The sequence below is a fragment of the Bacteroidia bacterium genome, assembly GCA_016218155.1.
GTDB lineage: Bacteria > Bacteroidota > Bacteroidia > Bacteroidales > GWA2-32-17 > GWA2-32-17.
The window spans coordinates 1-25,442 of the sequence record JACREQ010000100.1 but is presented as its reverse complement, the minus strand read 5'-3'; the positions used below and the strand labels follow the sequence as shown (position 1 = coordinate 25,442).

The 25,442-nt window shown below is 30.4% G+C and carries 26 protein-coding genes and 1 tRNA gene; 8 read left to right on the top strand and 19 right to left on the bottom strand.

Annotated elements, in window-relative coordinates; translation table 11 throughout:
* The first annotated feature begins 285 nt into the window (after positions 1-285).
* Entirely contained in the window at positions 286-2,187 is a 1,902-nt protein-coding gene (locus HY951_15835; GenBank protein MBI5541533.1) for an amidophosphoribosyltransferase, read from the top strand.
* A gap of 2 nt (positions 2,188-2,189) precedes the next feature.
* Here HY951_15835 and HY951_15830 read toward each other — a convergent pair whose 3' ends face one another.
* The 7 genes from HY951_15830 to sucC form a co-directional block, all read right to left on the bottom strand.
* Positions 2,190-3,173, bottom strand: a complete 984-nt coding sequence (locus tag HY951_15830) for a bifunctional methionine sulfoxide reductase B/A protein (GenBank protein MBI5541532.1) — start codon at positions 3,171-3,173, stop codon at positions 2,190-2,192.
* A gap of 201 nt (positions 3,174-3,374) precedes the next feature.
* Positions 3,375-4,205: a hypothetical protein gene (locus HY951_15825; GenBank protein ID MBI5541531.1), complete on the bottom strand. Its 831-nt coding sequence runs from the start codon at positions 4,203-4,205 to the stop codon at positions 3,375-3,377.
* Between the two features lie 35 nt (positions 4,206-4,240).
* Positions 4,241-5,773 (bottom strand): NAD(P)/FAD-dependent oxidoreductase, encoded by a 1,533-nt coding sequence (locus HY951_15820; GenBank protein ID MBI5541530.1) that lies wholly within the window; start codon positions 5,771-5,773, stop codon positions 4,241-4,243.
* 64 nt (positions 5,774-5,837) lie between these two features.
* On the bottom strand, positions 5,838-6,455 hold the full coding sequence (locus HY951_15815; GenBank protein ID MBI5541529.1) for a threonylcarbamoyl-AMP synthase: 618 nt from the start codon (positions 6,453-6,455) through the stop codon (positions 5,838-5,840).
* A 203-nt stretch (positions 6,456-6,658) separates the two neighbouring features.
* A complete protein-coding gene (gene tnpA, locus HY951_15810; protein ID MBI5541528.1) occupies positions 6,659-7,120 on the bottom strand; it encodes an IS200/IS605 family transposase in 462 nt (153 codons plus the stop codon).
* Between the two features lie 226 nt (positions 7,121-7,346).
* Positions 7,347-7,943 carry a DUF4294 domain-containing protein gene (locus HY951_15805; GenBank protein MBI5541527.1) on the bottom strand — a complete coding sequence of 199 codons (597 nt, stop codon included), beginning with the start codon at positions 7,941-7,943 and terminating at the stop codon, positions 7,347-7,349.
* A 112-nt stretch (positions 7,944-8,055) separates the two neighbouring features.
* A complete protein-coding gene (sucC, locus tag HY951_15800; GenBank protein MBI5541526.1) occupies positions 8,056-9,243 on the bottom strand; it encodes an ADP-forming succinate--CoA ligase subunit beta in 1,188 nt (395 codons plus the stop codon).
* 75 nt (positions 9,244-9,318) lie between these two features.
* Between sucC and HY951_15795 the strand changes: the two genes are divergently transcribed.
* A complete protein-coding gene (locus HY951_15795; protein ID MBI5541525.1) occupies positions 9,319-9,852 on the top strand; it encodes an RNA methyltransferase in 534 nt (177 codons plus the stop codon).
* A 171-nt stretch (positions 9,853-10,023) separates the two neighbouring features.
* A tRNA-Met gene (locus HY951_15790) sits at positions 10,024-10,098 on the top strand.
* 65 nt (positions 10,099-10,163) lie between these two features.
* Here the strand turns inward: HY951_15790 and HY951_15785 are convergent.
* Positions 10,164-10,625, bottom strand: coding sequence for a tetratricopeptide repeat protein (locus HY951_15785; GenBank protein ID MBI5541524.1), 462 nt, complete (start codon positions 10,623-10,625; stop codon positions 10,164-10,166).
* A 58-nt stretch (positions 10,626-10,683) separates the two neighbouring features.
* A complete protein-coding gene (locus HY951_15780) occupies positions 10,684-11,592 on the bottom strand; it encodes a tetratricopeptide repeat protein (GenBank protein MBI5541523.1) in 909 nt (302 codons plus the stop codon).
* A gap of 116 nt (positions 11,593-11,708) precedes the next feature.
* Here HY951_15780 and HY951_15775 point away from each other — a divergent pair, with 116 nt between their 5' ends.
* Positions 11,709-12,257, top strand: a complete 549-nt coding sequence (locus HY951_15775; protein MBI5541522.1) for a DUF2786 domain-containing protein — start codon at positions 11,709-11,711, stop codon at positions 12,255-12,257.
* 51 nt (positions 12,258-12,308) lie between these two features.
* Here the strand turns inward: HY951_15775 and HY951_15770 are convergent, their stop codons facing one another.
* A complete protein-coding gene (locus tag HY951_15770) occupies positions 12,309-13,172 on the bottom strand; it encodes a T9SS type A sorting domain-containing protein (protein MBI5541521.1) in 864 nt (287 codons plus the stop codon).
* A gap of 237 nt (positions 13,173-13,409) precedes the next feature.
* On the opposite strand from HY951_15770, the gene HY951_15765 reads away from it, so the two are divergent.
* The 4 genes from HY951_15765 to HY951_15750 are packed head-to-tail and all read left to right on the top strand — an operon-like array spanning position 13,410 to position 17,888.
* Complete coding sequence (locus HY951_15765) at positions 13,410-14,459, top strand: sulfotransferase (protein ID MBI5541520.1); 1,050 nt, start codon at positions 13,410-13,412, stop codon at positions 14,457-14,459.
* Between the two features lie 2 nt (positions 14,460-14,461).
* The gene (locus tag HY951_15760; protein ID MBI5541519.1) at positions 14,462-15,757 is read left to right on the top strand and encodes a polysaccharide biosynthesis C-terminal domain-containing protein; all 1,296 of its coding nucleotides are present in this window, start codon (positions 14,462-14,464) and stop codon (positions 15,755-15,757) included.
* Entirely contained in the window at positions 15,738-16,796 is a 1,059-nt protein-coding gene (locus HY951_15755) for a sulfotransferase (GenBank protein ID MBI5541518.1), read from the top strand. Before HY951_15760 ends, HY951_15755 begins: the two co-directional genes overlap by 20 nt.
* Positions 16,797-16,811: 15 nt before the next feature.
* Positions 16,812-17,888, top strand: a complete 1,077-nt coding sequence (locus HY951_15750) for a sulfotransferase (GenBank protein MBI5541517.1) — start codon at positions 16,812-16,814, stop codon at positions 17,886-17,888.
* A 13-nt stretch (positions 17,889-17,901) separates the two neighbouring features.
* Here the strand turns inward: HY951_15750 and HY951_15745 are convergent, their stop codons facing one another.
* The 9 genes from HY951_15745 to HY951_15705 form a co-directional block, all read right to left on the bottom strand.
* Positions 17,902-19,233, bottom strand: coding sequence for a B12-binding domain-containing radical SAM protein (locus HY951_15745; protein ID MBI5541516.1), 1,332 nt, complete (start codon positions 19,231-19,233; stop codon positions 17,902-17,904).
* Positions 19,234-19,244: 11 nt separating this feature from the next.
* Positions 19,245-20,048, bottom strand: coding sequence for a class I SAM-dependent methyltransferase (locus HY951_15740; protein ID MBI5541515.1), 804 nt, complete (start codon positions 20,046-20,048; stop codon positions 19,245-19,247).
* Positions 20,049-20,052: 4 nt separating this feature from the next.
* A complete protein-coding gene (locus HY951_15735) occupies positions 20,053-20,745 on the bottom strand; it encodes a GNAT family N-acetyltransferase (protein MBI5541514.1) in 693 nt (230 codons plus the stop codon).
* Positions 20,746-21,666: a glycosyltransferase family 2 protein gene (locus HY951_15730; GenBank protein MBI5541513.1), complete on the bottom strand. Its 921-nt coding sequence runs from the start codon at positions 21,664-21,666 to the stop codon at positions 20,746-20,748.
* Between the two features lie 4 nt (positions 21,667-21,670).
* On the bottom strand, positions 21,671-22,408 hold the full coding sequence (locus tag HY951_15725) for an SDR family oxidoreductase (protein ID MBI5541512.1): 738 nt from the start codon (positions 22,406-22,408) through the stop codon (positions 21,671-21,673).
* Positions 22,409-22,412: 4 nt separating this feature from the next.
* A complete protein-coding gene (locus tag HY951_15720; GenBank protein ID MBI5541511.1) occupies positions 22,413-23,525 on the bottom strand; it encodes a ketoacyl-ACP synthase III in 1,113 nt (370 codons plus the stop codon).
* 1 nt (position 23,526) lies between these two features.
* Entirely contained in the window at positions 23,527-23,760 is a 234-nt protein-coding gene (locus tag HY951_15715; protein ID MBI5541510.1) for an acyl carrier protein, read from the bottom strand.
* A 214-nt stretch (positions 23,761-23,974) separates the two neighbouring features.
* Positions 23,975-24,994, bottom strand: a complete 1,020-nt coding sequence (locus HY951_15710) for a ketoacyl-ACP synthase III (protein ID MBI5541509.1) — start codon at positions 24,992-24,994, stop codon at positions 23,975-23,977.
* Positions 24,995-25,002: 8 nt separating this feature from the next.
* On the bottom strand, positions 25,003-25,442 hold a 440-nt coding region (locus tag HY951_15705), incomplete at its 5' end, for a hypothetical protein (GenBank protein ID MBI5541508.1).

The window sequence follows — 25,442 nt, the reverse complement described above, 5'->3', positions numbered from 1 at the left end:
ATGTATAGTGTTATAATATATTTATAAATTATAAAAGATGAAGATAATAATTCCTTAAAATAAATACAATATATTTTCTGAAATATATTCTTAGAAATTATTATTTAGAAAGTATGTTTTTTTATTACATAATACTTTGTAAGTAAAAGAAGTCTAGGTGTATACAAAATCATAATACGCAAAGTTGAAAAAAAATTATAAAATCCATTTTTAAATAGACTAACTCTCATAAATAATAAAATGGAAATTATACCTTTGTTGAGCAGAAATTATTCCTGATAATAAATGAGTGACGAATTAAAACACGAATGTGGTTTTGCATTATTAAGATTGCGCAAACCACTTGAATACTATAAGCTTAAATACGGAACGTGGATGTATGGCATAAATAAGCTGTACCTTTTAATGGAAAAACAACACAACCGTGGGCAAGATGGTGCTGGTGCTGCGTGTATAAAATTAGATCTTCCACCAGGGAAAAAGTATATTCACAGATATCGCTCAAATGCTTCGCAATCAATACAGGAAGTTTTCGGACAAATCCATAAGGAATTTGAAAATGTTGAACTTCGTCGCCCCGATCATTTAGCCGATCCACAGTGGGCAAAGCAAAATTTACCATTTGCCGGTGAACTTTTTTTAGGACATCTCAGATATGGCACTTTTGGAAAGAATAATATAGAAAATGTTCATCCTGTAATGCGTGAAAATAACTGGAAGTCCAGAAATCTTGTTGCTGCCGGAAATTTTAACCTTACTAACGTTAATGAACTTTTTAATCACCTTATTGAATTAGGGCAACATCCAAAAGATTATTCAGATACAGTTTCTATGCTCGAAAAAATCGGACATTTTCTGGATAAGGAAGTAGAACGGGTTTTTGCAAAGAAAAAAGAATTAGGACTTTCAAATAGTGAGATTTCTGAACATATTGAAAGACATATTGATATAAAAAGAATTCTTAATGATGCAACATGGAGATGGGATGGAGGTTTTGCTGTTGCAGGTATGATTGGACATGGAGATTCTTTTGTAATGCGCGATCCATGGGGAATTCGCCCGGCTTTCTATTATTACAATGACGAAATAGCAGTTGTAACAAGTGAGCGTCCTGTTATTCAAACTGTATTTAATGTGCCAATTGCAGAAATCAGAGAAGTAAAGCCAGGGCATGCTTTAATTATACGAAAGGATAATGTTATAACAGAGGAACTAATAGTTGAACCTTATCGCAAAGCAAGTTGTTCTTTTGAAAGAATATATTTCTCCAGAGGAACTGACAGGGATATTTACAGAGAAAGAAAACAATTGGGTAAGTTGTTAGCTCCATTTGTTTTAAAAGCGATTGAAAATGATGTAGAAAATACTGTATTTTCATATATACCAAATACAGCAGCTGTTGCTTTTTATGGCTTAACTGAGGCAATGACTGAATTCTGTAATACCAGAAAGAAAGAGAAAATTCTTGCACTTGGTAATAACATTACACCTGAAGAATTGGATAAGTTTATTCATTTTTCTCCAAGAATCGAGACTGTTGCCGTAAAAGATGCAAAACTCAGAACATTTATTACTCAGGACGCAGCACGAAAAGACCTTGTTGAGCATATTTATGATGTTACGTACGGTATTGTTCGTGATCACGAAGATACCTTAGTTATTGTTGATGATTCAATTGTTCGTGGAACAACACTTAAGGAAAGTATTTTAAGAATGCTCGACAGGTTGAATCCAAAAAGAATAATGATTGTTTCATCTGCTCCTCAGATTCGTTACCCGGATTGTTATGGAATAGATATGGCAAAGCTTGGCGATTTTATCGCTTTTCAGGCTGCTATTGCTTTACTTAAAGAAAGCGGTCGACAAAGCATAATTAACGATGTTTATAATAAATCAAAAGCTCAGCAGGAATTTGCCAAGGAGGATATTGTGAATTATGTTAAACTTATTTACAAACCATTTACTCCTGAAGAAATTTCTGAAAAAATCACACAACTCCTAAAACCTGCAGATATAAAAGCAGAAATAAAAATTATTTATAATTCAATTGAAAATCTTCATCAGGCAATTCCTGAAAACCGTGGTGACTGGTACTTTACAGGAAACTATCCAACTCCCGGTGGAAATATGGTTGTAAATAATTCTTTTATAAATTATATTGAAGGAAGAAATCAGAGAGCTTATTAGAATTAGAAAACAGTTTTTCTGGCGTGACAGTAAGGAATTCCTCCTTTTTTCTCATAATAATCCTGATGGTATTTTTCTGCAGGCCAAAAAACTTTTGAGGCTGTTACTTCAGTAGCAACTTTGTATCCTTTGTTAGTAAGAACATTTACTAAAGAATCTGCAATTTGTTTGTGATTTTCACTTAAATAAAAAATTGCCGAACGATACTGATCTCCAACATCTGGACCCTGCCTGTTTATTTGTGTAAAATCATGAATCTCAAAAAATAATTTTGCAAGTTTTTCAAAAGAAGTTACTGTCGGATCATAAAAGATTTCAATTGCTTCTGCATGACCGGTTGTGTGTGAGCAAACTTCTTCGTAAGTAGGATTTTCTGTCTTCCCATTTATATAGCCAACAGTAGTAGAAAGAACGCCAGGGTTATTATTCATATAATATTCGACACCCCAGAAACAACCACCGGCAAAAATTGCCCGTTCGGGAATTAAGTCAATTTCTTTTGGGAGAAATCTAAGTGAGATTGAGTTAACGCAATGCCGAACATTTTTATCAGTTAATTCTTCGCCTTCGAATACATGTCCAAGATGAGCGTTACAATTTGAACAAAGAATTTCTGTACGTTTCCCATCTGCATCTGTTTTTCTAGTTACAGCACTTTTTATTTCGTCGTCAAATGAAGGCCAACCACATTCTGATTCAAATTTATCTGATGAGCGATACAAAGGTGCATTGCATTGACGGCATAAATAAGTTCCTTTATCTTTCTTCTTTGTGTATTCTCCGGTGAATGGATATTCTGTACCTTTTTGAATTATTACTTTTTCTTCTTCTTTTGAAAGAGGATTATATGTTTTCATTTGAACGTTGTTGTTAAAATTTGTTTTCGCAATTGAATTTTTGTTTTTTGGAACATCAGTTTTATTGCTTTCCTGAGCGCATGAATGCAGAGAAATTAATAAAAGAAATATAAAAATATTACGAAACATAAATAGAATAATTTTTCTTATGTAAAATTATTCTAAATAAGTAAAAGAAAAAATAATTTTCTGATAAAAAATGTTAATGGTAAAATGTAATTTTAAGAACATGATTTTGTTCTTAAATAGTTGAGCGAAATTCTCAATAGTATTTTGCACTAGATTCTTCATCTGCTTATGCGTTTGAAGAATCTAGAGAATAGACTTTACTTACTTATTCCTTGCTGCTGTACTTGCGGCATCAATTTCGAAAGAAGCCTTTTGATTTGACAAAGGTTTTGCTGTAGATTCACTAAAAGTTTCTTTCCAAACAATATTCATTGTTGTAAATTGCATATCAGCTGTTTTAGCTGGAATTTGAAAATCTGCAATAAATTTTGATTCTTCCCCTGGTAACATCATTTCTGATTTTGATTTCAGGTTAGTTGATGCAAATTCCTTTCCGTCAGGTAATTTTATAACGCATTTGGCAGGATTTATAAATCCTATTTTTTGACCGTTATATTTACAGCTAAATCTTGCCCATGTACTTTGTGTTTCCTGTTCTGTTCTTAACAATGTACATACAAATTGTCCAGAAGTGAAGTCTTTTGAACTTGGTGGAAGCTGAAAATCAGGTGCAGTAAAAATATTTTCACCAACAGCAATTCTGTACAATCCTTTAATTTCAACATTAAATTTATCTAAATGTAAACCTTCTGTTCCTTTAAATTCTATTACTTTGGATTTTGATGAGAATGGATCGATAAAAGCTGGTTTTTCCTGTGCTTTTATTGTAGTAGCATCTGCTACATAAAGGCATTCTTCACCTTTAAAAAGTAAATAGTCAGATGTTTTATTTGTTATTTTTAGTTTAAATTTTGCATATTTTACATTTGAAACAACATCTTCAATTGTAATAATATACTCATCTGTTTCAATTTTTGGTGAATCGTTGTAAACATTAATATGTTTAGGGTCAGTATTACTAATCTGGCTATATCCTGAAAAAGCAAATACTGCAAAAACTAAAATTAGAGTAAGTCTTGTAATTGTTTTCATAATTATTATTTTTTTACAAAGTTATTAAATTCTTATTATTGGATTTTATTTTTAAATGCAATTTTATTCATTTTGCAAATTAGCATTGTTAGTTCTCTTGAATTTTTAATTACAACAGGAAGTCCTCCGCCAGGTGTATTCCAATGACTAGAATAGAAGAAATTATTTAATCCTTTAACTTTAAATCCAACAGGTGAAGCTGCAAGAAAATATTTTCCGGGTAACCAACCCTGTGTACTTCCTTTCCAGTTATTGGTATATCTTAGTATTGTTGCAGGACTGGCTATATCAACCATATCAATATCATTTCTTATTTTTCCTATTTGATTTTCTAAAGCATCCAAAATATCATTGCTGAATTTTTCTTTAGCAATATTGTAATTGCTTATGTTTTCATTTCTTAAATTTATCCAGAAGTCGCCATTTTTTGTATAAAGACTTACCGAAAGAAGTGATTTCCCTTTGGGAGCAATTGTTTCATCGAAATTAGAAATTCTTAGTTCTAATCTCGAATATTCTGTACCATCTGGAGAAATAATAGGTTTATTAATCGGAAACCTAGAGAAATGTGGAAGGTTTGAAAAATCTTTTTTTACTCCGTATGAGAAAAGTATTGCAGAGAAAAATACTTCAAGTTTTTTTTGCTCACTTAAAAGTCTTGCATTTTCATCAACATATTTTCCGTTAAGAGCTTTAAAAATTGTGTAATGCCAATCAGCTGTTGAAAGGGTATAATCTGATTTACTTATTTTGTTTTCGTTATAATTTATTCCTACTGCAATATTATCTTCTATTATAACATTATTTACATTACAATTATAATTTATTTTACCTCCAAGTAATTTGTATTTTTCAACTAATTTATTAGTAAAACTATTTGAGCCACCAATAGGGTATCCGGCACTTTTTTTGTCGAAATATGCATGCGGTAATGTAAAAACAAGCATCTTTACTTCTTCTTCATCATAAATTAAGCTAAATGCTTCCTGAAGAAAAGCACTCTTAAATTTTCTTGCAAATGTAAAATTTGTTTCCTTACTCCATTTATATAACAAAGGAAAAACTTCAAAATATTTAATCATTCCCATTCCTTTAATTACCGACTGAATAAATGGAAGTTTCTCACTGATGGGAGGTAAGTCGTATTTTTGTAATAATCTTATTCTTTTTATAAATTTCTTAATAAGAGCAGTGTCTTCAGGAGATAAGTCAATAAGATAATTTTCTAATTTGTTAAGATTTGTATAAAAGTGAAAGATGTTATCGTTGTATTTGTCCCTATTGTTATTTAATTGAATATCGATTCTTAATTCGTGATTATGAAATTCAATAGATTCCATTTCTAAAAGTTCCGACCACATTTTATAAAAAGAACTTCCTTTATCGGAACCCATAATCCAATGAGCACTATAATTGATTATATAGTTATTTCTTTTCCAACTGGTACAAAGTCCACCTGCAGTTGAATGTTTTTCGAAAATCTCGGTCTTAAATCCGTTCATTTGTAAATAACATCCTGCAGTAATACCTGAAATTCCTGCGCCAATTATATTTATAGTTTTATTCAAAATGAATGATTATGCTGAAAATAAATATGAGTAAAGAAATAACAAATTATAAACCATAATTATTTTACATTATTAATTCACCTATACCTTGTCTTACAATTGTAATTTCTCCGCCTGTACAATCAACAATAGTTGATGCCACATTTTTACCATAACCGCCATCTATAACAACGTCCACTTTGTCTTTATATCTTTCGTATATTAATTCAGGATCAGTTGTATATTCAATAATTTCATCGTCATCAATAACAGAAGTTGTAAAAATAGGGTGACCAAGTTCCTTAACAATCTCAAGAGCTATTGGATTATCGGGAATTCTTATTCCAACAGTTTTTTTCTTGTTAAGTTTAAACATTTTTGGAACATTGCTATTTGCTTCAAGAATAAATGTAAAAGGACCTGGAAGGTTTCTTTTCATTACTTTAAAAACATTATTTTCAAGCTGTTTGGTGTAATCGCTAATGTTACTTAAATCGTGACAAATAAGACTAAAATGTGCTTTGTCAACGTCTAAGTGTTTTATTTGAGCAATTCTTTCTGCTGCTTTTGTTGAATAAATATCGCAGCCAATTCCATAAATTGTATCAGTTGGATAAATTATAACTCCGTCTTTTTTTAAAACCTTAACAATTTTCTGAATCTCTTTTGCATTTGGGTTTTCAGGAAAAATTTTTGTTATCATATTCTGATTTATTAAAAATCAAATTTACTTCTTATTAAGAAGTATTCAAAAAGAAAAATAAAAATTGTATATCCGTTATGATTTTATGGGCAATAATTTTGAAAATAACTGTTATTGGTTATAGTTTTATCTGAACCTTGTAGAGGTTCCAAAATTGTAATATTAATTAAATTAATAAAACATCTTTGTATAAGATGCACAGGCTAAAAGAAATTGAATAAAAACTCTTCTTTAAATTCTATTTGCGAGCTTTTTAAAAAATCTAAATATTCTTCTTTAAACGTTATTTTATTGTGGTGTATTTGTTGATTCTCAATATACTTGTAAATATTGTCTAATTGTGATCGGCTATATGAAAATCCGGCATAGCCATCTTGCCATAAAAATTTTCCCGGAAAGATTTTTTCTTCATTTATAAAATGGCTACTAGATCTTTTAATATCAGCAACTAAATCAGATAAAGATTGTTTAGGGTTTAAACCAAATAAAATATGAATGTGATCTGTCATTCCATTAATAATAATTGGTTTGTGTCCCTTATTATTAATGATTGAGCTGATATACGGAATTATTCTTTCTCTGTGTTTTGGTTGTAATAATGCTTCTCTAAATTTTGGAGAAAAAATTAAGTGAATGTAAATTTGGGTATAGGTGCCTGGTTTCATGGAATATTGTTATATGTTTTATGAAGATAAAGAAATGTTGAAAATATGTAATATTGTGAAAGGTCTACGACCTTTTGTAAAATAATTTAATTTCTTTTTTTTACAATTCTTAATGGTCTACAACCATTTTATTTATTATTGTTAAATGTTTAATAATTTACATTCTATTCTTTTATCTGCAGCATAACAATAGCTTAATTATTCTAAAAATGACTTGTTAAAATAATTAATACTCTCCGTTCTCTATTCTTATAACAATTTCTTCAATTAATTTATCGTCACCTTTTGCATCATATTCGTCTTTTAGGTTTTCGCCAAATATTCTTGCAATAGATTGATAAAGAAAAGCATTAAATGAACCTTTAAGTTCTTTAATTAGCTCGTATGAGGTGGCGCCGGTTTCTCTGTCAATAAGTTTTATGAGTAATCTTCCCTGAGTCATTGTGAGGTTGGTGATTTCATCCTGAAAATCTTCTTTTAATGCTTTTTCGGCTAGTTTAATATATTCTTTTTTAGCATTCTCGTTAGGAAGTTTATCTAATTCACTTTGAATTATCAATAGTTTAGTTCTTACTATTTTAGCGTAAGGAAGTACTTTTTTTATGTTTTTTACAAGTTTTGCAAATTTTAATAATTCTTTTTTTGAATGGAACTGATGAGGAGGAAGAATCACTATTTCGCGCAAATTAATATGCGGTAACGTGTCTCCGTCAATAATTTTTGCAAATACTACAAAACCCTTTGATGTTTGAGGTGTTATGTCTTGGGAGTAGGTATAACAACTTGCAGTAAGTAAAAAAAATATGGTTAGATATCGAAACATGTTTTAGTAAATTGCAATTCGTATGCCAACCATTAACTTTTATTTTTTTACAAAAGTATAAAAAAAACTCCTGTTGTTTATAACAGGAGTTTTAAAACTAGTGTTAATTATTTTAAACTAGACTTTTAAGTGTTTCTGCAGCCTCTTGTAATGTTATTGCAGAATATACTTTAAGTCCTGATTCATCTATCATTTTTTTAGCTTCAACAGCATTGGTTCCTTGAAGTCTAACAATTACAGGTACTGGAATTTCTCCGATTGATTTATATGCTTCAATTACACCACTTGCAACTCTGTCACATCTAACAATACCGCCAAAAATATTAATAAGAATTGCTTTTACTGCCGGATCTTTTAAAATAATTCTGAATCCTGCTTCTACAGTCTGAGCATTTGCTCCACCTCCTACGTCAAGGAAGTTAGCAGGATCGCCACCTGAAAGCTTAATAATATCCATTGTTGCCATTGCTAAACCTGCACCGTTAACCATACAGCCAACGTTTCCATCTAGTTTAACAAAGTTTAAATTATAATGACCAGCTTCTGTTTCATCAGGGTTTTCTTCACTTAAGTCGCGCATTTCCTCAAAATCAGGGTGACGGAATAATGCATTATCATCTATTGTTACTTTTGCATCAGCAGCAAAAATTAAATCGTCGGATGTTTTAATTACTGGATTAATTTCGAAAAGTGATGCATCGGCTTTTTCGAAAGCATTGTATAAAGCAGGAACAAATTTTAACATTTCTTTAAATGCCTTACCTGATAGACCTAGGTTAAAAGCAATTCTACGAGCCTGAAAATCGGCAACGCCTGTTAATGAATCAATTTCTTCTTTAAAAATAAGATGTGGTGTTTTTTCAGCAACCTCTTCTATATTCATTCCACCTTCGGTAGAATACATAATAATATTTCGACTTGTTGATCTGTTTAGTAACACGCTCATATAAAATTCTTTAACGGGGCTTTCGCCTGGATAATAAATACCTTGTTCGACAAGAATTTTATGTACAAATTTACCAGCAGCACCAGTTTGAGGAGTTACTAAAGTCATTCCTAAAATTGCTTTTGCATGATCCTGAACCTGATCAATATTTTTTGCAATTTTTACTCCACCGCCTTTTCCTCTTCCACCAGCGTGTATTTGTGCTTTAACTGCCCAGGTATCTGTTCCTGTTTTTTCTTTGATTGCTTTCGCCAAATCCAAAGCGGCTTCAACATTATGTGCTACACCACCTTCGGGTACAGATACTCCGTATCTTTTTAAAATGCTTTTTCCTTGATATTCGTGTAAATTCATGATAAATTTATTTGATAGCAAAATTAGATTTTTTTCAATAAAATCATATATTACTTTTGCAAATATTAATAAAAAATGAAAAAACTTTCATTAGACGAGCTTGGACGAATATCTGTTGAAGAATATAAAAATTCTTTAAAGACATCTATTGTAGTGGTACTTGATAATATAAGAAGTCAGCATAATGTAGGTTCTATATTTCGCACTGCTGATGCGTTTAGGATAGAAAAAATTTATTTATGCGGAATAACCGCACAGCCTCCAAGCCGAGAAATTCAAAAAACTGCATTGGGTGCAACAGAATCTGTTAATTGGCAGTATTTCGAAAATACAATACATGCAATTGAAAAACTAAAAGAAGAAGGATTTTTAATTATTTCGATTGAACAGGTTAGTAAAAGTTTGTCATTGGTAGATTTTAAACCAGAGAAAAATAAAAAGTATGCTTTGATTTTTGGAAACGAAGTTGATGGTGTTCAGCAGGAAGTAATAGATAAATCAGATAATTGTGTCGAAATTCCGCAGTTTGGAACAAAGCATTCATTTAATGTGTCGGTAACTGCAGGAATAGTTATATGGGATTTGTTTAATAAAATAAAAAACAGTTAAACCTAACTGGTTATTAATATCTGTTAGTTTTTATTAATTTGGTTCGAACCCAGTCCCCGCTAGAAGATTTAATTCATTAAGTAAATTAAAGAGCATTATATTAGCTGATTAAATAAAAATAAAAATTTTGTTTGATTTTGTAAATTATTAAAACTACTTTTGCACCCACATTGCGGGGTAGAGCAGTGGTAGCTCGTCGGGCTCATAACCCGGAGGTCATTGGTTCGAACCCAGTCCCCGCTACCAGAAAGAGATAAGTTGAAAAGCTTGTCTCTTTTTTTATTGAATAAAAGTAATGCATATAATAATTGTCACTTACAATACTTTTTAATTAGTGCTTTATCTTCATAACCTAATACTGCTGCTTTTTTTAAATCAGAACAACCGTTTTTTCCTAAAGCAATTTTTGAAGCTCCTCTGCAATAATAGTCCATTGCCGATGAGGGGTTAATTTCTATTGATTTATCAAAATCCAGAATTGCTCCAGTAAAATCTTTTGTATTAGATTTTAAAACTCCTCTGTAGTAATATGCCATAGAATGTTTTGGGTTTAACTCAATTACTTTTGATAAATCCTCAATGGCAGATTTGTTATCTTTTAAACTAAGTTTAGCAAGTCCTCTTTTGTAGTAGGCTAATGTGTCTTTAGGGTTTAATTTTATTGCTTTATTATACTCAATTATTGCACCTTTATAATCCTGCAATGCTTCTTTTGCTTTGGCATTTTTTAAATACTCTTTTGATGTTTGACTGTAACAATTTATAAATGTCATGATTATAATTATAACAAAATAAAAATATTTCATAAATAGTAAATGTATAAATAAGTTGTTATTTGCAATATTTTTGTATGTATTCATCAACGTCTGTATAGCCTAATTCACTGGCTTTTGCCCAATCGGCGCATGCTCCATCTCTGTCTTCCATATAATATTTTGCATTTCCCCTGTTTGCAAATGCAATAGCATAATCAGGTTTTATTTCAAGTGATTTGTTATAATCATCAATAGCACTTTCATAATCTTCAAGATAATCAAATGCTAATCCTCTATTATTATATGCTTGGTAAGAATTTGGTTTTAGTTTTATTGCAATATTATAATCATCTATTGCACCCATATAATCTTCAAGCTCATTTTTTGCAAACCCACGATTGTTGTATGTTTCAGCATTGTTTGGATCTAGTTCAATTGATTTGTTATAATCTTTAATAGCTCCTTCGATATCACCAAAATCGTCTTTTACACTACCTCGATTATAATATGCAAGTGCATAACCAGGGTCAATCTCAATTGCCTTTGTGTAGTCATTTATGGCCCCAAGAGTGTCATTCATATTATTTTTTGCTAACCCACGATTGTTATATGCTACGGCAAATTTTGGATTTAACTCAAGAGCTTTGTTATAATCATCTATTGCACCCTCGTAATCTTTAAGTGAATTTTTAGCAAAGCCACGATTATTATATGCTTCAAAAAGTTTGGGGTCTAATTCAATTGCTTTTGAATAATCATCAATGGCTCCTTTATAGTCGCCAATATCATCTTTAGCCAGACCTCTTTCGTAATATGCATCAACGTTTTCAGGATTGTCTTTAATAGCTATATTGTATTCATTAATTGCACCCTGAAAATCGCCTTTATTATATTTTTCTTTACCAAGTGCTACATTTTTGTCACCATTAGATTTGCAAGAGAATAATAGTGCAATTGCCATTAAAATTAGAAAAGTATTTTTCATATTTTATTTATTTGTGTAATGCAATATAAAAAATATTTATGATTCTTTAATTAATTTGAAAGTATGAGAAATAACTTATTAAGCTAATTTTTTATCTTTGATTAAAATATTCTAAAATGAGTACAGAAACATCAACTCCTGATTTAGATAAAATAAGAGAAACTCTTAAAAAGCTTGCTGTTCTTGCCGAAAGAGGCGAAGAAAATGAAAGGCAAACTGCTTTAGGTTTACTTCAAAAACTATTGCATAAATATAATTTAACAATACCTGATTTAGTAAATACCGATTTAAAAGAAAGAGAGTTTAGTTATTCTTCACGTGATAATTTAACAATACTTTCTCAATGTATATGGTCAATAAATCCAGATGCTCAGGTAAATTTTGATTCGGGAAAAAATAAGGTTTATGTTAAATTAAAAAGCTCAGATTATATTGAGGTGGTTGAAAAATTTCTTTATTACTATCCTTTATATGAAAAGGAGAAAATGAAATTAATGCTGGCTTTTATTTGTAAGCATGGTTTAACAACTACTACAAACAGTTGTTCAGGTAATGATAACAATATGACAGAAGAAGAAGTAAAACAGGTAATGTTAATAATGTCGGGCATGACTAAAGGTAGTTTTGCAACAACGAGAAAAATGGTGGATAAAAATTCTAAATAATAAAAAAGGTTGTCCTTTTGAGACAACCTTTTAATTAATTTAATTAATTAATTATTTGCTGATAATTAATTTTAATGAATAACTATTTGTTTTACTTTCTAAATTAACATTGTAAATACCGTTTGGTAAATCCATTGTATTCAGATTAAATAATTTGTCGTTAGTTGTTACTGTTGTAACAGTCTGACCAATAATATTACTTACGCTAATATTATATTGTTCTCCATCAAGATTAAAGTTAACATTTTCTTTTGCAGGATTTGGCCACATTGAAGGTTTAAATGTAGAAGTTTCTTCTATACCTGTAGCTGTTGTAAATGCAAGATCGTCAACCCAGGCTATTGTACCAACTACAGCAGTTGTTTTAGATGATTTAACAATAATATTAAATGTGTCGGGAGTAATTGTTGTTGGATTATAAGTTAGAGGAATTGTAAACTGTGTATATGCAGAAACTGTTTGACCTGCAACGCTTGTAAATGTAGCATTAGCAAGAGTAAGCCTTGTAGTGCCGGACCATTTTGTCATTATAACATTAATAGTCATTTGATCTGCTCCATTTCCTGCTGTATATTTATAAAATCCGTGCAAATCTGTTGGTTTGCTGGAAATAGGGAAACCACCACTTACTGTTTGGGTTGCAGCATTAATTGTTCCTAAAGTTAAAATGCCTGAAAGATTTCCTGCAGATCCGTTTGCTTTAGAAGAGATTTCAGCTGCATAAGTTCCACTATGTGAACTTGTTGATTGGCGTAAAAAGAACACCATGGAAGTGTTATTACTTTTCCATCCATTAGCTGCATTCACATTTGTCCAATTTTCAAATCCACTATTGGGAATTGTTTGCGCCATTGAATTATATGAAAACATACAAATCAGGAAAGAAAAACTTAAAATGGTAAAAATTTTCTTCATATTTTATAGTTTATTAGTATTCACATTGCAAATATAATAAAGAAACTAAAATAGCAAACAGAAAATCTAATTATTTTAGTTAATTATTTTTGCATTAATTAAAACAGTGGTTATGAAATTAAAAACTAGACTTATAGCATGCTGTTTTATCCCGGAGGGCCAGCCCTCTAAAAGCCGTTATTTTAGTTAATTTTAAAATAAAATCTTACTTTTATCATAAATTGAATTGAGTAAAAAATGTCGGAAGATTCCCATTTTACACATGAAGGCATAAAAAAGCTTCAACTTTTTTTTATTATTGGCAGATCGAGATCGGGAACAACTCTTTTAAGATCAATGCTTGATTCTCATTCAGAAATATCAGTTCCAAAAGAATGCACATTCATTTTACAGCTTGCAAAAAAATATAACAGAATAAATTTCTGGGATATAAAAACAGTAAATAGTTTTTTGAATGACTTAAAACTTTGCTGGCAATTTACAGGATTGGGAATCGATGAAACTAAGCTTAGGGCCGATATTGCAGTATATGCCCCGGAAATTGACTATATTACTATTTGTAAAATAGTACTGTTTAATTCTAAAAAATCAAAAAGTAATATTAATTTTTTAGGTGATAAAAACCCTTCATATTCTATTTATTTTGATGAGTTATATAAGTTGTTTAAGAATGAATGTAAATACATATTCATTCAGCGTGATTATCGTGATCAGTTTTTTTCTCAAAAAAATGCCGGTATAGAAATACCCAATGTTGTAGTTTCTGCTAAAAGATGGGTGAGAGCCTATAAAATTTTTTTAAAAATTTCAAAAAAGAATTCATCAAATTGCCACTTTCTTAGCTATGAGAATTTAGTAACAAATACAGAATTTGAATTAAAAAAAATCTGTAAATTTCTATCAATCGAGTTTGAAACAAATATGCTAAGCTTTAATAGTAATGGGTCACTCTCTGTTTTTACTGAAATCGAAATGCATGGTATTCATAAAAGTTTAAATCAGCCTGTATCATCCGATAAAATAAGTTCATGGCGTGGTAAACTAAAAGAAAGTGAAGTCGCAGTTATTGAAAAAATAACCGATAAATATGCAATAGAATCAGGATATTTTAAAACTTCTAAAATTAGTGTGTTAAATTATTTATGGGTTTTAATTCCGGGTTTGTTCATTTATTATTCTGTGTTATTATCTTCGTGGCTTATTAAATTTTTACCAACAAAACTTTACTTAAAATTTTCTGCAGGGGCATTTCTCGGAAAAATATGGAATCATACTTTTAGATATTAGAAATGCAGAAAAAAATTTCAAATAGAATTATATTAATAAGTAGTGTTTTTACAGTATTATTATTAGCAATATCATCTGTAATACTTATTAGATTCTTAGGTCCTGCTCAGATAGGATTATTTATTTCAATATACTTAATACCAAGTATGTTAATTAGATTAACCATGATGGGTTCTCGAAAAACTGTAATTGCCCATCTGGTAAAAGGTTTTTATTCCGATAATGAAATTGTTTCATCGCTTTTCTTTTTATGGATATTCAGTAGTATCATGGCTATTGGTATTTGTATGATTAATTTTGCTATAATGCAACATGCCGACATGACTCCTCTTTCACAGTTCTTTATTTTAGTAACAATTCCACTTCGGCTTTTTCTTGTTTATTCTATTTCTGTTTTTTTTGGTAAAACAAAATTTAATTTTTCAATTTTATTTAGATTACTACCTGATTTATTTAGTGTAATAATCATCTTTATATTGGTTTTTTCAGGTAAATTAACCATTGCAGGTGCCATTATAACTTATTTCTTTTTAAGTTTAATATTTGCATTGTTTTGTTTTATACTCTTAGTTAGATTATTTAACATTAGATTCAAATACAATAAAGTAATAATTAAAGAGCTATCATCAATAGGGTTAATATCTGCACTGGCTTTCTTTATTATGCAACTTAATTACAGATTTGACATTATTTTGCTATATAAATATACTTCTAATTATGATGTTGGAATTTATGCTTTGGGAACTGCATTTACAATGTTTTTATGGATAATTCCAGATGCTATTGGTTTTATTGTTAAGAAAAAGATATCTGAAGATTCAAGTCCCATTATTTTATTAAATGAAATATTAAGTCTAATAAGATGGTCACTAATCTTCGGAATAATAACAATTGCAATAATGTATATTCTGGCACCTTATCTTGTGACATTTATTTTTGGAAATAAGTATCAGGAAAGTGTAGTTATTTTAAGAAACATCCTTCCCGGAATTTTTTTCTTTATTATTTTCAGAACGTTAAGAAGTTTTTTATATGTATTATGGAAACCTGGCATTATTATAAAAATTTTAGTTCCTACGCTTATAATAAATATTATTTGTAATATTTATCTGATACCTGTTTATGGTAGTATTGGTGCCGCCTGGGCGACTAATATCAGTTATACTTTGGGTGGTATTGCAACAATAATTGTATTTTCTTATAAAATGAAAATATCTTTGATTAAGATTTTTTATTTTCGCTTACATGATTTTCTTATCTTAAAAAAAATAGCAAAAATTGGAATCAGAAGAAATTAATAACCTTCCTTTCTTTTTTATCATTGGGCGACCTCGTTCAGGGACTACTTTATTGCAGCTTTTTTTTGATGCTCATCCAAATGTGCAGATTCCTTCGGAGTGTTTAAATATAGGACAGCTATTCGTACACTATGGTAAAATAAAACAGTGGAATAAGGATCTGGTTGTAAATTTCATGCAGGATTTTTATAAAACATGGATGTTTACTTTTGACAAGTTTAACAATGTTCAGATAGAAAAAGAATTGAATGAAAATCTGTCTATACTTAATTATAGTATGATTTGTAAAATAATTGCAAAAAATTACAATTCGGTTTATAACAAAGAAAAGCTTTTAATTTGTGGCGATAAAAATCCATTGTATTCACAGATGTTTGCAGGAATATTTCCAATTATTAAAGATTCAAAATTTATTCATCTTGTAAGAGACCCGCGTGATACTCATATTTCATTATTTAATACTCACTTTGTTTCTCCATCTATAACATATAACACAAGAAGATGGCTGAACTCTGTAAGAACTCTTGATGCATATTCCAAAGTATTTCCAGATAAAATATATACTCTCAGATACGAAGACCTGGTAGTGGACCCGGAAAAATATCTAAAAGAAATATGTATTTTTTTAAATATCCCGTTTGCCCCTGAAATGCTTAACTATCTTGATAAGAAAGATGATATAACCAAAGTTGCTTTTGTTAATGATAATTATAAAGAAAAATATCATCTTAGTGTTTGTGAAAAAGTAAATAATAAAAAGGTTGGTCAGTATAAAGCAAGGTTAAAACCGTCAAAAATCAGAAAGGCTGAGCGAGTTGCAGGAGAGTGGTTAACGAAGTATGGCTATGAAAAACAATATGAAAAACATGGATTGTGGTCATTTATTACAACAATACCTGGATTAATGTTATATCATTTTATAGAATGGGAGAGAAAACAGGTAATTCATTTGCCTAAAAAATGGCAACTGAAAATAGCTTTAAAATCTCATGTCCCTTTTCAATATTGGTGGAAGTTATATGGAAAAAAGAAATTATAATTAAATCTCTTAACCATGAACGAAACAAAAGTTAATAAATTAAAAGATATCCCGTTTTTTTACATAATAGGAAGGCCTCGTTCAGGGACAACTTTACTGCAATTATTTTTTGATGCTCATCCAAATGTACAGATTCCTTCAGAGTGTATGTACATTGCTCATTTGTTAGGACATTATCGTAACATTAAATCATGGTCAAAAACCAATATTGATAACTTTATAAGAGATCTAACCAATATATGGTTATATAGCTCAACAAAGTTTGATATAAATAAGATTGAGGAAGAACTAACATTAAATATTGATTCTTTAAGCATTGATATTGCACTAAAGATAATTGCTAAGAATTATAAAAGTGTTTACGAGAAGAAAGAACTTATGCTTTTGGGCGATAAGAACCCTTTTTATTCTCAGGTTTTTGGAGTAATATTTACTGCTATTCCTAATGCTAAGTACATATTGTTAATTAGAGACCCGCGCGACAATCATGTTTCATTATTTAACTCGCGATTTACTGCTCCATCCATAACATATGATACAATGTATTGGAAAAAGGCTATTCGTTCTGTTGAACTTTTTCAGAAATACTATCCAAATAGATTTTATGTGCTTAGGTATGAGGATTTAGTAACTGAAACAGAAAAATATGTTAAGGAAATGTGTAGTTTTCTCGAAATTCCATATGTTCCCGAAATGCTGAAGTACAGGGAAAGAAAAACAGAAGAATTTACAAAAGTTGTATTTACAAACGAGGAATTTTTTAAGGCAAATCATACAAGTATTCTGGAGCCTGTTAATACAAAAAAAATAGGCGGGTGGAGAACAAGATTAACAAAATCTTCTATCAAAAAAGCTGAGCGAGCTGCCGGTGAATATTTAGATAAATATGGTTATGAAAGATTAAGTAAAACCCCCGGATTATGGTCACGTTTTTCTACAATACCTGGTAAGACTTTATATTATTTTATGGAGTGGTTAAGCAAGAATGCTCATAAACTTCCAAAAAGTTGGCAAATTAAAATTGTACGTAATAATCATAAAGTATTTGCTTTGTTATGGAAGATATTTGTTGGGAAAAATAAAAAAATATAATAAGATTTTAGCTTTATATTTTTCTTGCATTAGGGTTATTTTTCAGATATTTATCATAAGCTCTTTTATAGCTTAAATAAGTTCTCATATTTAAACGATAAGAATTTTTGGTTATTTTGTAGCTTCTTGTTTGAATAAATGTAACAAGTGCTCTCATTAAAATATTTTTTCTTTTATATAAAGCAACAATAATATCAAAATATTTTTCTGCTAATTCTTCCGGAGTCATATTTTTTGGCTGGTATAATACATTCAGAAAATTATACTTTGACCAGTCTTTAGGGTAATCATTTTTAATTATTCTGTTTTCTTTTACCAAATTGTTATATGATTTTGTTCCTGGAAGTGGAGTTAAATAAGCAACCGACATAGAATTTATTCTATGTCTTAGCATAAATTTTAAACGTCTGTCAATGCTTTCTTTTGTGTCAGTATCAAAACCTATAATAAAACCGCCCATTACTGCAATTTTATGTTTATTTATTTTTTTTACTGCTTCTGAATAAAGATGTGATCCAGATTTTACATTTAATCCTTTATTCATTTCTTTTAGCTGCTCGTCATCTTCAGCTTCAAATCCTATAAAAATCATTTCGCAACCGCTTTCAGCTGCAGCTTTAATAATTTCAGGCTTATCAGCAAAATTTACTGATGCAAATGAGAACCATGGTTTATTAATTTTCTCTTCTTTTATTCTTCTAAATAATTCTAATGCCCTTTCTTCATTTTTCTTGCCAACTCCTAAAATATTATCATCTAAAATAAATAATCTTTTTGCTTTAATAGTTTTAAGTTCGGCAATAACTTCATCAATAGGGCGTAGTCTGTATTGGTTACCATTAAATAATGAAACTGAACAAAAATCGCAATTAAACGGACAGCCTCTTGATGTTTGAATTGCACCCATTTGATAATATGGATGTAATAAGTCGTGACGTGGTATGGGCCAATTTTCATAAGGAAGAAGCTCCGCTTTATATGTTTGTTTTAATTCTCCTTTAACAAAATCTTCAATTACTTTATTCCAAATACCTTCAGCTTCTCCAATTACAACACTGTCCACATAATTTAATGCTTCATCGGGTAAAATAGAAGCATGAATACCACCCATAACAACTTTCATGTTGTTTTTTCTATACAATTTAGCTATTTCATAAGCCATAGGCGCAGTGCAAGTGAACGATGTTATACCAACCAGGTCGGCTTTTTTTATAGAAAGTGGAGTGAAGTTTAAATCCAATATTTCTACTTCCCAGTCAGAGGGAGTAAGTGAAGCAATTATTGCTAGACTTAAAGGGGGATATTTTTGGAAGGCGCTGTTGGGATTGATTAAAAGAAGTTTCATCTTATTTATTTTTATTTCTTTTTCAGAACATAGAACAAATATTTAATAGTTCCATTTGTTAATCCATCATACAAAGGTGTGCCCGGTAATGCAACCATATCAGAAAGTTTTTTATTAGGAGTAGCTTTTCCTTTTACGTAATGCATTCGAATTTTTGATTGTAATTCGATTGAACGCATGATGGGCTTTGTAATATCTTCTTTTTTAACGATATAAAGTCCGATTTCTTCAAATTGTTTTTCCATTTCTAATGTAAGATGGTCAAACCAGAACAAGTCAGAATATAAAAATGTACCATCGTCTTTAAGAATATTTTTTACATTTTTATAAAAATTCATTTTGGAAGCATAACAATGTGAAGATTCAAGGTTTAGTACAACATCAAAACTTTTGTCAGGAAATATTTGTTTTTCTGCATCGCCCCTGATAAATTGAACTCCGTTACCTTTATTTATTTTTTTTCCGTACCTTATGTTAGTATCAGAAATATCAACACCTACTGCTTTAGCAGGCTTATAAGTATTCATTAGTAATTCAAGACCGGCACCTCTTCCACAGCCTATCTCCATGTAGTTTTTACCGTTAATTTCGGCTTCGCGCATAAGATGTAAATATAAATTCTGTGAAAGCTTTCTGAACAATAAAGGATTAAACTGATCCATAGTAATATTTTCATGATCCTCAATAATTCCGTGATTCAGAAATCTTGCTTTTTTTAATATTCCAATTGTTCCGATATAATTATAGAATACCCTCCAAAAGAGTTTTTTATAATGTTTTTTTAATGGTTTGGGAACGTATTTGTAAATCTGCATAATATTAAATTATTAATGTTCCTGAATAAATTTTACCTCCGTTATGTTCTATGCATTTTATTGAAGGATCTTCCCACATTAATGGAAAAATATATAAATTCTCCATCATCTGTGCAAGACCAGATTCATAATCATGTTTCTCCAGTTCTAAAGATAATTCACCGTTAGAATTTGTATTGATCATAATAGTCTGGCGAAGTTTCTCGGTTCGTGATTTAAAATTTTCTTTAGTAAGTTTGATTTTGATATACCGACTACGAGGTTTTCTTTCTATAACATCGTACCCTATTATGTTGTTATACTCAATGGCTCTTTTGTTTCTTTTAAGAACTTTTGCATAAGAATCGCCACCTTTCATAATGTAAAATCCAATTTCGCAAAGCAGTATTGATGCAAGTAATGGAGCAAAATCAAAACTGTCATTCCAGATAAATATTCCGGCTTCTGAAGATTTGTCCTTGGTTTCAATATTCTTATTATTAATTAATCCGATTTTTTCGTTTTTATATATGATAAGATAATAAGAATTTTGATTGTTGTTAATTTTATGAAACCATTTTATTTGTTGTTCAGAAGTAATATGGCTTCTGTAAATCATATGCTGACTTACCTTAGGATCATTTCGCCAACACCTGATCAGCTCAATGTCATCTTCCGTAATCCGGCTAAGTGTTATGCCATATCTATTCCACTTCATTTAAATCTTTTCTTTTACAAGATAAGCCGGACGTTTATTCTGCATTTTATAAACCTTGTGGAGGTATTGTCCTATAATCCCAAGACTTAAAATAATAATACTGGTCGAAAAAAGTATTGTAACAATAATTGATGTATATCCAGGAGGAACTTTATAAAATACTTTGCGAAAAATATAATAAAGTCCAAAAAGAAAAGTAATAATTGATGAAAGAAATCCTCCGTAAACCATTATCTTCAATGGAATATCTGTACTTACAACCAATAGTTTAAATGCAAGTTTGAATAAATTAAAAGTTGTATATTGTGTTGTGTTATATACTCTTTTTTTATGTTCTACCTCTACAAACCCAATGGAGGTAGTATACCATAACAATAAATCGTCAATATATACAAATTCCTGACTGTGTTGTACAAGGCTATCTGTAATTTCTCTTCTGATAAGGCGAAAAGAAGAGCCTTCTCCAGGTGTCTTGTATATTACTTTTGAAGATTTTTTAATAACGTTGCTTCCGAAATTTCTTACAGCTGAATGATTTTTCTTTGTAAAATATCCGTAAACAAGATCATATTGTTGGTCTTTATTACATTCAATTAGTTTTGCAATATCTTCGGGTTGAAGCTGTAAATCATCATCAATTGTTATAACATATTGCCCTTGAACTTGTGCAAAACCACAAAGCACAGCGTTATGCTGACCAAAATTACGAGATAATTTAATTCCTTTTACTATTTCCGGATGAGTTGTTTTTATTCTTTTAATTACTTCCCAGCTTCCATCCCAGCCTCCGTCTTCAACAAAAATCATTTCAAAAGTTTTGTTGATTTTTGAGAATATTTTATTCGTACGTTCGAATAACTCTTCTAACGAATCTTTGCTGTTATAAACTGGTACTACAACTGAATATTCAGGTTTATTCATAATTCTAAAATCCTCCCATAACAATGTTTGCTCCTGTAATCCATTTTGCTCCGTCTGATAATAAGAAAATTACAGTACTTGCAACATCCTGAGTTGTCCCAAAACCAAGTGGATGAATAGCTCTCATCCCTTCCAAGGCTTCTGCGGAAATAGTTTGGGCTGTTTTTTCAAGCATAGGTGTTTCAACCATAGCAGGTGAAATGCAGTTTGACCGTATTTTTCTTGGTGCTAATTCAAGTGCAAGTGTTAATGAATATCCTTCAATAGCTTTTTTTGATGCAGAATATAAACTGCCTCCATAGTATGGGTGTAGGGTAGCTATTGTAGAAAGAAAAACAATTGAAGAACCATCCATAATTTTTCTGAGCGAAATTAAATATCTGTTAAGTAATACAGGTGCATGAAAATTAATTTTCATTACTTCGTCTAATTGCTTTGTCCCGATAAGTTGTGCAGGCATATGACTTGTAATACCTGCTGAATGAACTACACCGTTAATGTTACAGGGAATCTTCTGTACTAATTCTTTAATTTGTTTATCATCGCTCAAATCTGCAACAATACGCAGATTATTATTGCCTTTTAATTTTGAAAAAGTTTCATTTAGTCTTTCTTCATTTCTTCCTGCAATAATTACATTAGCTTCAAGTTCTGAAAGATTAATTGCAATTTGTTGCCCAATTCCTGAGGAAGCTCCTGTAATCAGGATACATTTACCTTTTAGTGAAAATGGGTTCTGCATATTATTATTTGAATGATTTTATATCTTCTATTTTTGGTTGGGGTGTTTTGTCTCCCAGATTAGGATATTCAATAAGTTCTGGACATATAATTTTATCAGTCTCAATTGCAGCACTGGCCCATGATAATCCTACACCGAATCCTGAAAAGATTAATGAAAGAGGTTTTTCTTCAAGTTCTTTTCTTAATTCCGAAACCATAGTAAGAGGAATAGATCCGGAACTCGTATTACCATATTTATGTAAAGTATATGGTACTTTCTCTGGAACAAGTTTCAGTTTCTTTCTTATTGTTTCATTCATCAGTTTATTTGCCTGGTGAAAAAGATAATATTGATAATCTTCAGTTGTTTTTGAAAGATGCTTAAGAAGAACATTTATGTTAGGTGCGACTTCTCTGAGTGTAAAATTAAAAACATCTATTCCGTTTAATTGCAAATGAAAACGACTGCGTTTAATACCAGGCGCTACTTCCTTTATTAGAAATGAATCTTCTTTAGGATAATTTCTGGTTCCTCCTTCAGGAATACTTATTGCTTCCCAACCTGAACCGTCTGATTGCATATTAAACCACATTGGTTTTGCTGCTGGATCGTATTCAAGTATAGTTGCTGTTCCTGAATCTCCGAAAAGAGGGAAAGTACTAGGATCAAGATAACAACTGCTTAATGAACTAATATCACCAACAAGTAATAATCCTTTTTTTAATTGACCTTTAGAAAGTAAACTTCCCAAAACATATATACCGTAAACATATCCGGAACAGCCTAAAGGAATATCAAAAGCTAAAGAGGTTTTAGGTAAACCCATTTTATCCTGAAGCACTATAGCTGTACAAGGCAGGACATAATCGCGGGATTGGCTAACAAATATCAGAATGTCAATTTCCGAAGCATTTACTGACATTTGGGAAAGAAGTTTTTCAGCAGCCATTTGACACATATCGGAAGCAGTGATATGTGGACCTGCCATTCTTCTTTTCTCTACACCAATTGTCTTTATTAAAAGTTCGTTGTCTTCTTTTGAAAGCAGGTCATAATCAATATTATTGTACTCAAACTGCGGAACACAAGCAGCGAGACCGGAAAATTTTACATTTTCAACACTTACTAGCGCCATATTACGTGTGTCTTGTTTGAATTATTGAAAAAATATCATTAACAATTACAGAAGATCTTAAATCATCTGCTGTTAAAATCACATCGTATTCTGTATCAACCATTGCAATAAGAATTAATGCATTTATTGAATTCCAGTTCATTACTTCTCTAAAAACTGAATCTGGCAATAGTTTCCCTTGTTCCATATCAGGAAATTCAGCTTCTATTTTGAGAATAAATTCTTCAACAGTCATTTTGTAATTATTATTTTTTAGTAAAATACATCAATTTCCAAAAATACATAAAAACCTTATTAAAATGTATGTTTAGAATCAATTTTATTAAAATTATATATGTCTGTTTATCAGTCTATGTGCATTTAAAGTAAGAGTTGACTAGAAGGCTGGCACCCTAATGCAATTAGCAAAAAGAGTTCATTAAAATCAATAAGTACAGAGATATAAAATTTTATTCTGCTGTAATAATAGTTGCTCCCCATGAATAGCCAACGCCAAAAGCAACAAGCATTATTCTATTCCCTTTTAAAAATGAATATTTTGAAAGTACATTTTTTAAGACAATTGGTACAGATGATGAAACTGTATTACCAGTATGTTCAATATCAATTATGAGTTTTTCTTCGGGAATACAAAGTTTCTTTCTAATGGTATCAAGAATAATTTTATTTGCCTGGTGAAAAACAAACAGGTCTATATCATTTAGTTTTAATCCTGATTTTTCAAGAATCTGTGTTACAAGTTTAGGAACTACATTAATTGAGAATAGAAAGACTGAATTTCCATTCATAAAAAAATTAGATTCGGTACGGATATTTCCATATTCATCTTTAATTTCTTCTGTACTTGCCTCAGAAATAGCATGTCTGGCAGCACCATATTTTATTATTATATTTTGGTACCCTTTACCATCTGTTCCAAGAATAAACTTGCCGATTTTCATACCAAGTTTACCCGGTGTGTCAGAAATAATTGCGGCAGATGAACCGTCACCAAAAAGGAAACGACAACTTTTATCTTTTTTGTGAATATATTTTGAGCTTGTTTCTGCAGTTAATAGTAGTATGTTTGAGGCAGTTCCGGCTTTAATTAAACCATCTGCAATAGAAAGCCCATATATGAAACCTGTGCATCCCTGATTTAAATCAATTGCTCCGGCAGTAACTGGAAGGCATAATCGTTTTTGTAAAATACATGCAGTAGTGGGAGTAATATAATCATTGCTTTGAGTAACAAATAAAATAAAATCAATTTTTGTTCTGTCAATAGAATTCTCGTTTAGTAAGTTTTCTGCAGCAATAAAAGCTAAATCAGAAGGTGTTTGGTTTGATTCTGCTATATGCCTAGAAAAAACTCCTGTTGACTGATACATTTCATCTACATTCCATTTTGGAAAAGTTTCTTTTAGCTCAATGTTTGTGAGTGTTCTCTCTGGTAAATGATAACATAAATATGAAATATAACTTTTCATGCTTAATTTCATTTAAATGTAATTGATGGTATACCTGCTATATTTCTGTATTTCTCGGCTTTTACATTATCTTTTCCTTGATAATAATTAAAAAGAATACCAGCAACAACATTATTTGACGGAGTTTTTTCAGATGCTAATTCCAAATATTTCATTGCATTTACAGAATCGGCTTTTATGAGATAATATGTAGCAATATTTACGTAAGGCAAATCAGAGTTTGGTATAATTTTCATAATTTTCTGATTAATAATTATCGCTGAGTCCATTTTGTCAAGGTAGTCGTTGTAAATATTTGCCATATTACTCCATGCATTAACATAAGTCGGATCAACTTTAACTGCCCATCCATAAAAATATACTGCTTTTTTGTAATGGCGTAATTGTTCATGTGAGAAAGCTAGATTATATATTGCATCAAAATACCGGGGTTTCCATTTTAAAGCTT

What these genes read in the sequence shown, in the direction of transcription:
- HY951_15835 (MBI5541533.1), top strand. Translation starts at nt 286, where the DNA reads ATGAGTGACGAATTAAAACACGAATGTGGTTTTGCATTATTAAGATTG.
- HY951_15830 (MBI5541532.1), bottom strand. Translation starts at nt 3,173, where the DNA reads ATGTTTCGTAATATTTTTATATTTCTTTTATTAATTTCTCTGCATTCA.
- HY951_15825 (MBI5541531.1), bottom strand. Translation starts at nt 4,205, where the DNA reads ATGAAAACAATTACAAGACTTACTCTAATTTTAGTTTTTGCAGTATTT.
- HY951_15815 (MBI5541529.1), bottom strand. Translation starts at nt 6,455, where the DNA reads ATGATAACAAAAATTTTTCCTGAAAACCCAAATGCAAAAGAGATTCAG.
- tnpA (MBI5541528.1), bottom strand. Translation starts at nt 7,120, where the DNA reads ATGAAACCAGGCACCTATACCCAAATTTACATTCACTTAATTTTTTCT.
- HY951_15805 (MBI5541527.1), bottom strand. Translation starts at nt 7,943, where the DNA reads ATGTTTCGATATCTAACCATATTTTTTTTACTTACTGCAAGTTGTTAT.
- sucC (MBI5541526.1), bottom strand. Translation starts at nt 9,243, where the DNA reads ATGAATTTACACGAATATCAAGGAAAAAGCATTTTAAAAAGATACGGA.
- HY951_15795 (MBI5541525.1), top strand. Translation starts at nt 9,319, where the DNA reads ATGAAAAAACTTTCATTAGACGAGCTTGGACGAATATCTGTTGAAGAA.
- HY951_15785 (MBI5541524.1), bottom strand. Translation starts at nt 10,625, where the DNA reads ATGACATTTATAAATTGTTACAGTCAAACATCAAAAGAGTATTTAAAA.
- HY951_15780 (MBI5541523.1), bottom strand. Translation starts at nt 11,592, where the DNA reads ATGAAAAATACTTTTCTAATTTTAATGGCAATTGCACTATTATTCTCT.
- HY951_15775 (MBI5541522.1), top strand. Translation starts at nt 11,709, where the DNA reads ATGAGTACAGAAACATCAACTCCTGATTTAGATAAAATAAGAGAAACT.
- HY951_15770 (MBI5541521.1), bottom strand. Translation starts at nt 13,172, where the DNA reads ATGAAGAAAATTTTTACCATTTTAAGTTTTTCTTTCCTGATTTGTATG.
- HY951_15765 (MBI5541520.1), top strand. Translation starts at nt 13,410, where the DNA reads ATGTCGGAAGATTCCCATTTTACACATGAAGGCATAAAAAAGCTTCAA.
- HY951_15760 (MBI5541519.1), top strand. Translation starts at nt 14,462, where the DNA reads ATGCAGAAAAAAATTTCAAATAGAATTATATTAATAAGTAGTGTTTTT.
- HY951_15750 (MBI5541517.1), top strand. Translation starts at nt 16,812, where the DNA reads ATGAACGAAACAAAAGTTAATAAATTAAAAGATATCCCGTTTTTTTAC.
- HY951_15745 (MBI5541516.1), bottom strand. Translation starts at nt 19,233, where the DNA reads ATGAAACTTCTTTTAATCAATCCCAACAGCGCCTTCCAAAAATATCCC.
- HY951_15740 (MBI5541515.1), bottom strand. Translation starts at nt 20,048, where the DNA reads ATGCAGATTTACAAATACGTTCCCAAACCATTAAAAAAACATTATAAA.
- HY951_15735 (MBI5541514.1), bottom strand. Translation starts at nt 20,745, where the DNA reads ATGAAGTGGAATAGATATGGCATAACACTTAGCCGGATTACGGAAGAT.
- HY951_15730 (MBI5541513.1), bottom strand. Translation starts at nt 21,666, where the DNA reads ATGAATAAACCTGAATATTCAGTTGTAGTACCAGTTTATAACAGCAAA.
- HY951_15725 (MBI5541512.1), bottom strand. Translation starts at nt 22,408, where the DNA reads ATGCAGAACCCATTTTCACTAAAAGGTAAATGTATCCTGATTACAGGA.
- HY951_15720 (MBI5541511.1), bottom strand. Translation starts at nt 23,525, where the DNA reads ATGGCGCTAGTAAGTGTTGAAAATGTAAAATTTTCCGGTCTCGCTGCT.
- HY951_15715 (MBI5541510.1), bottom strand. Translation starts at nt 23,760, where the DNA reads ATGACTGTTGAAGAATTTATTCTCAAAATAGAAGCTGAATTTCCTGAT.
- HY951_15710 (MBI5541509.1), bottom strand. Translation starts at nt 24,994, where the DNA reads ATGAAAAGTTATATTTCATATTTATGTTATCATTTACCAGAGAGAACA.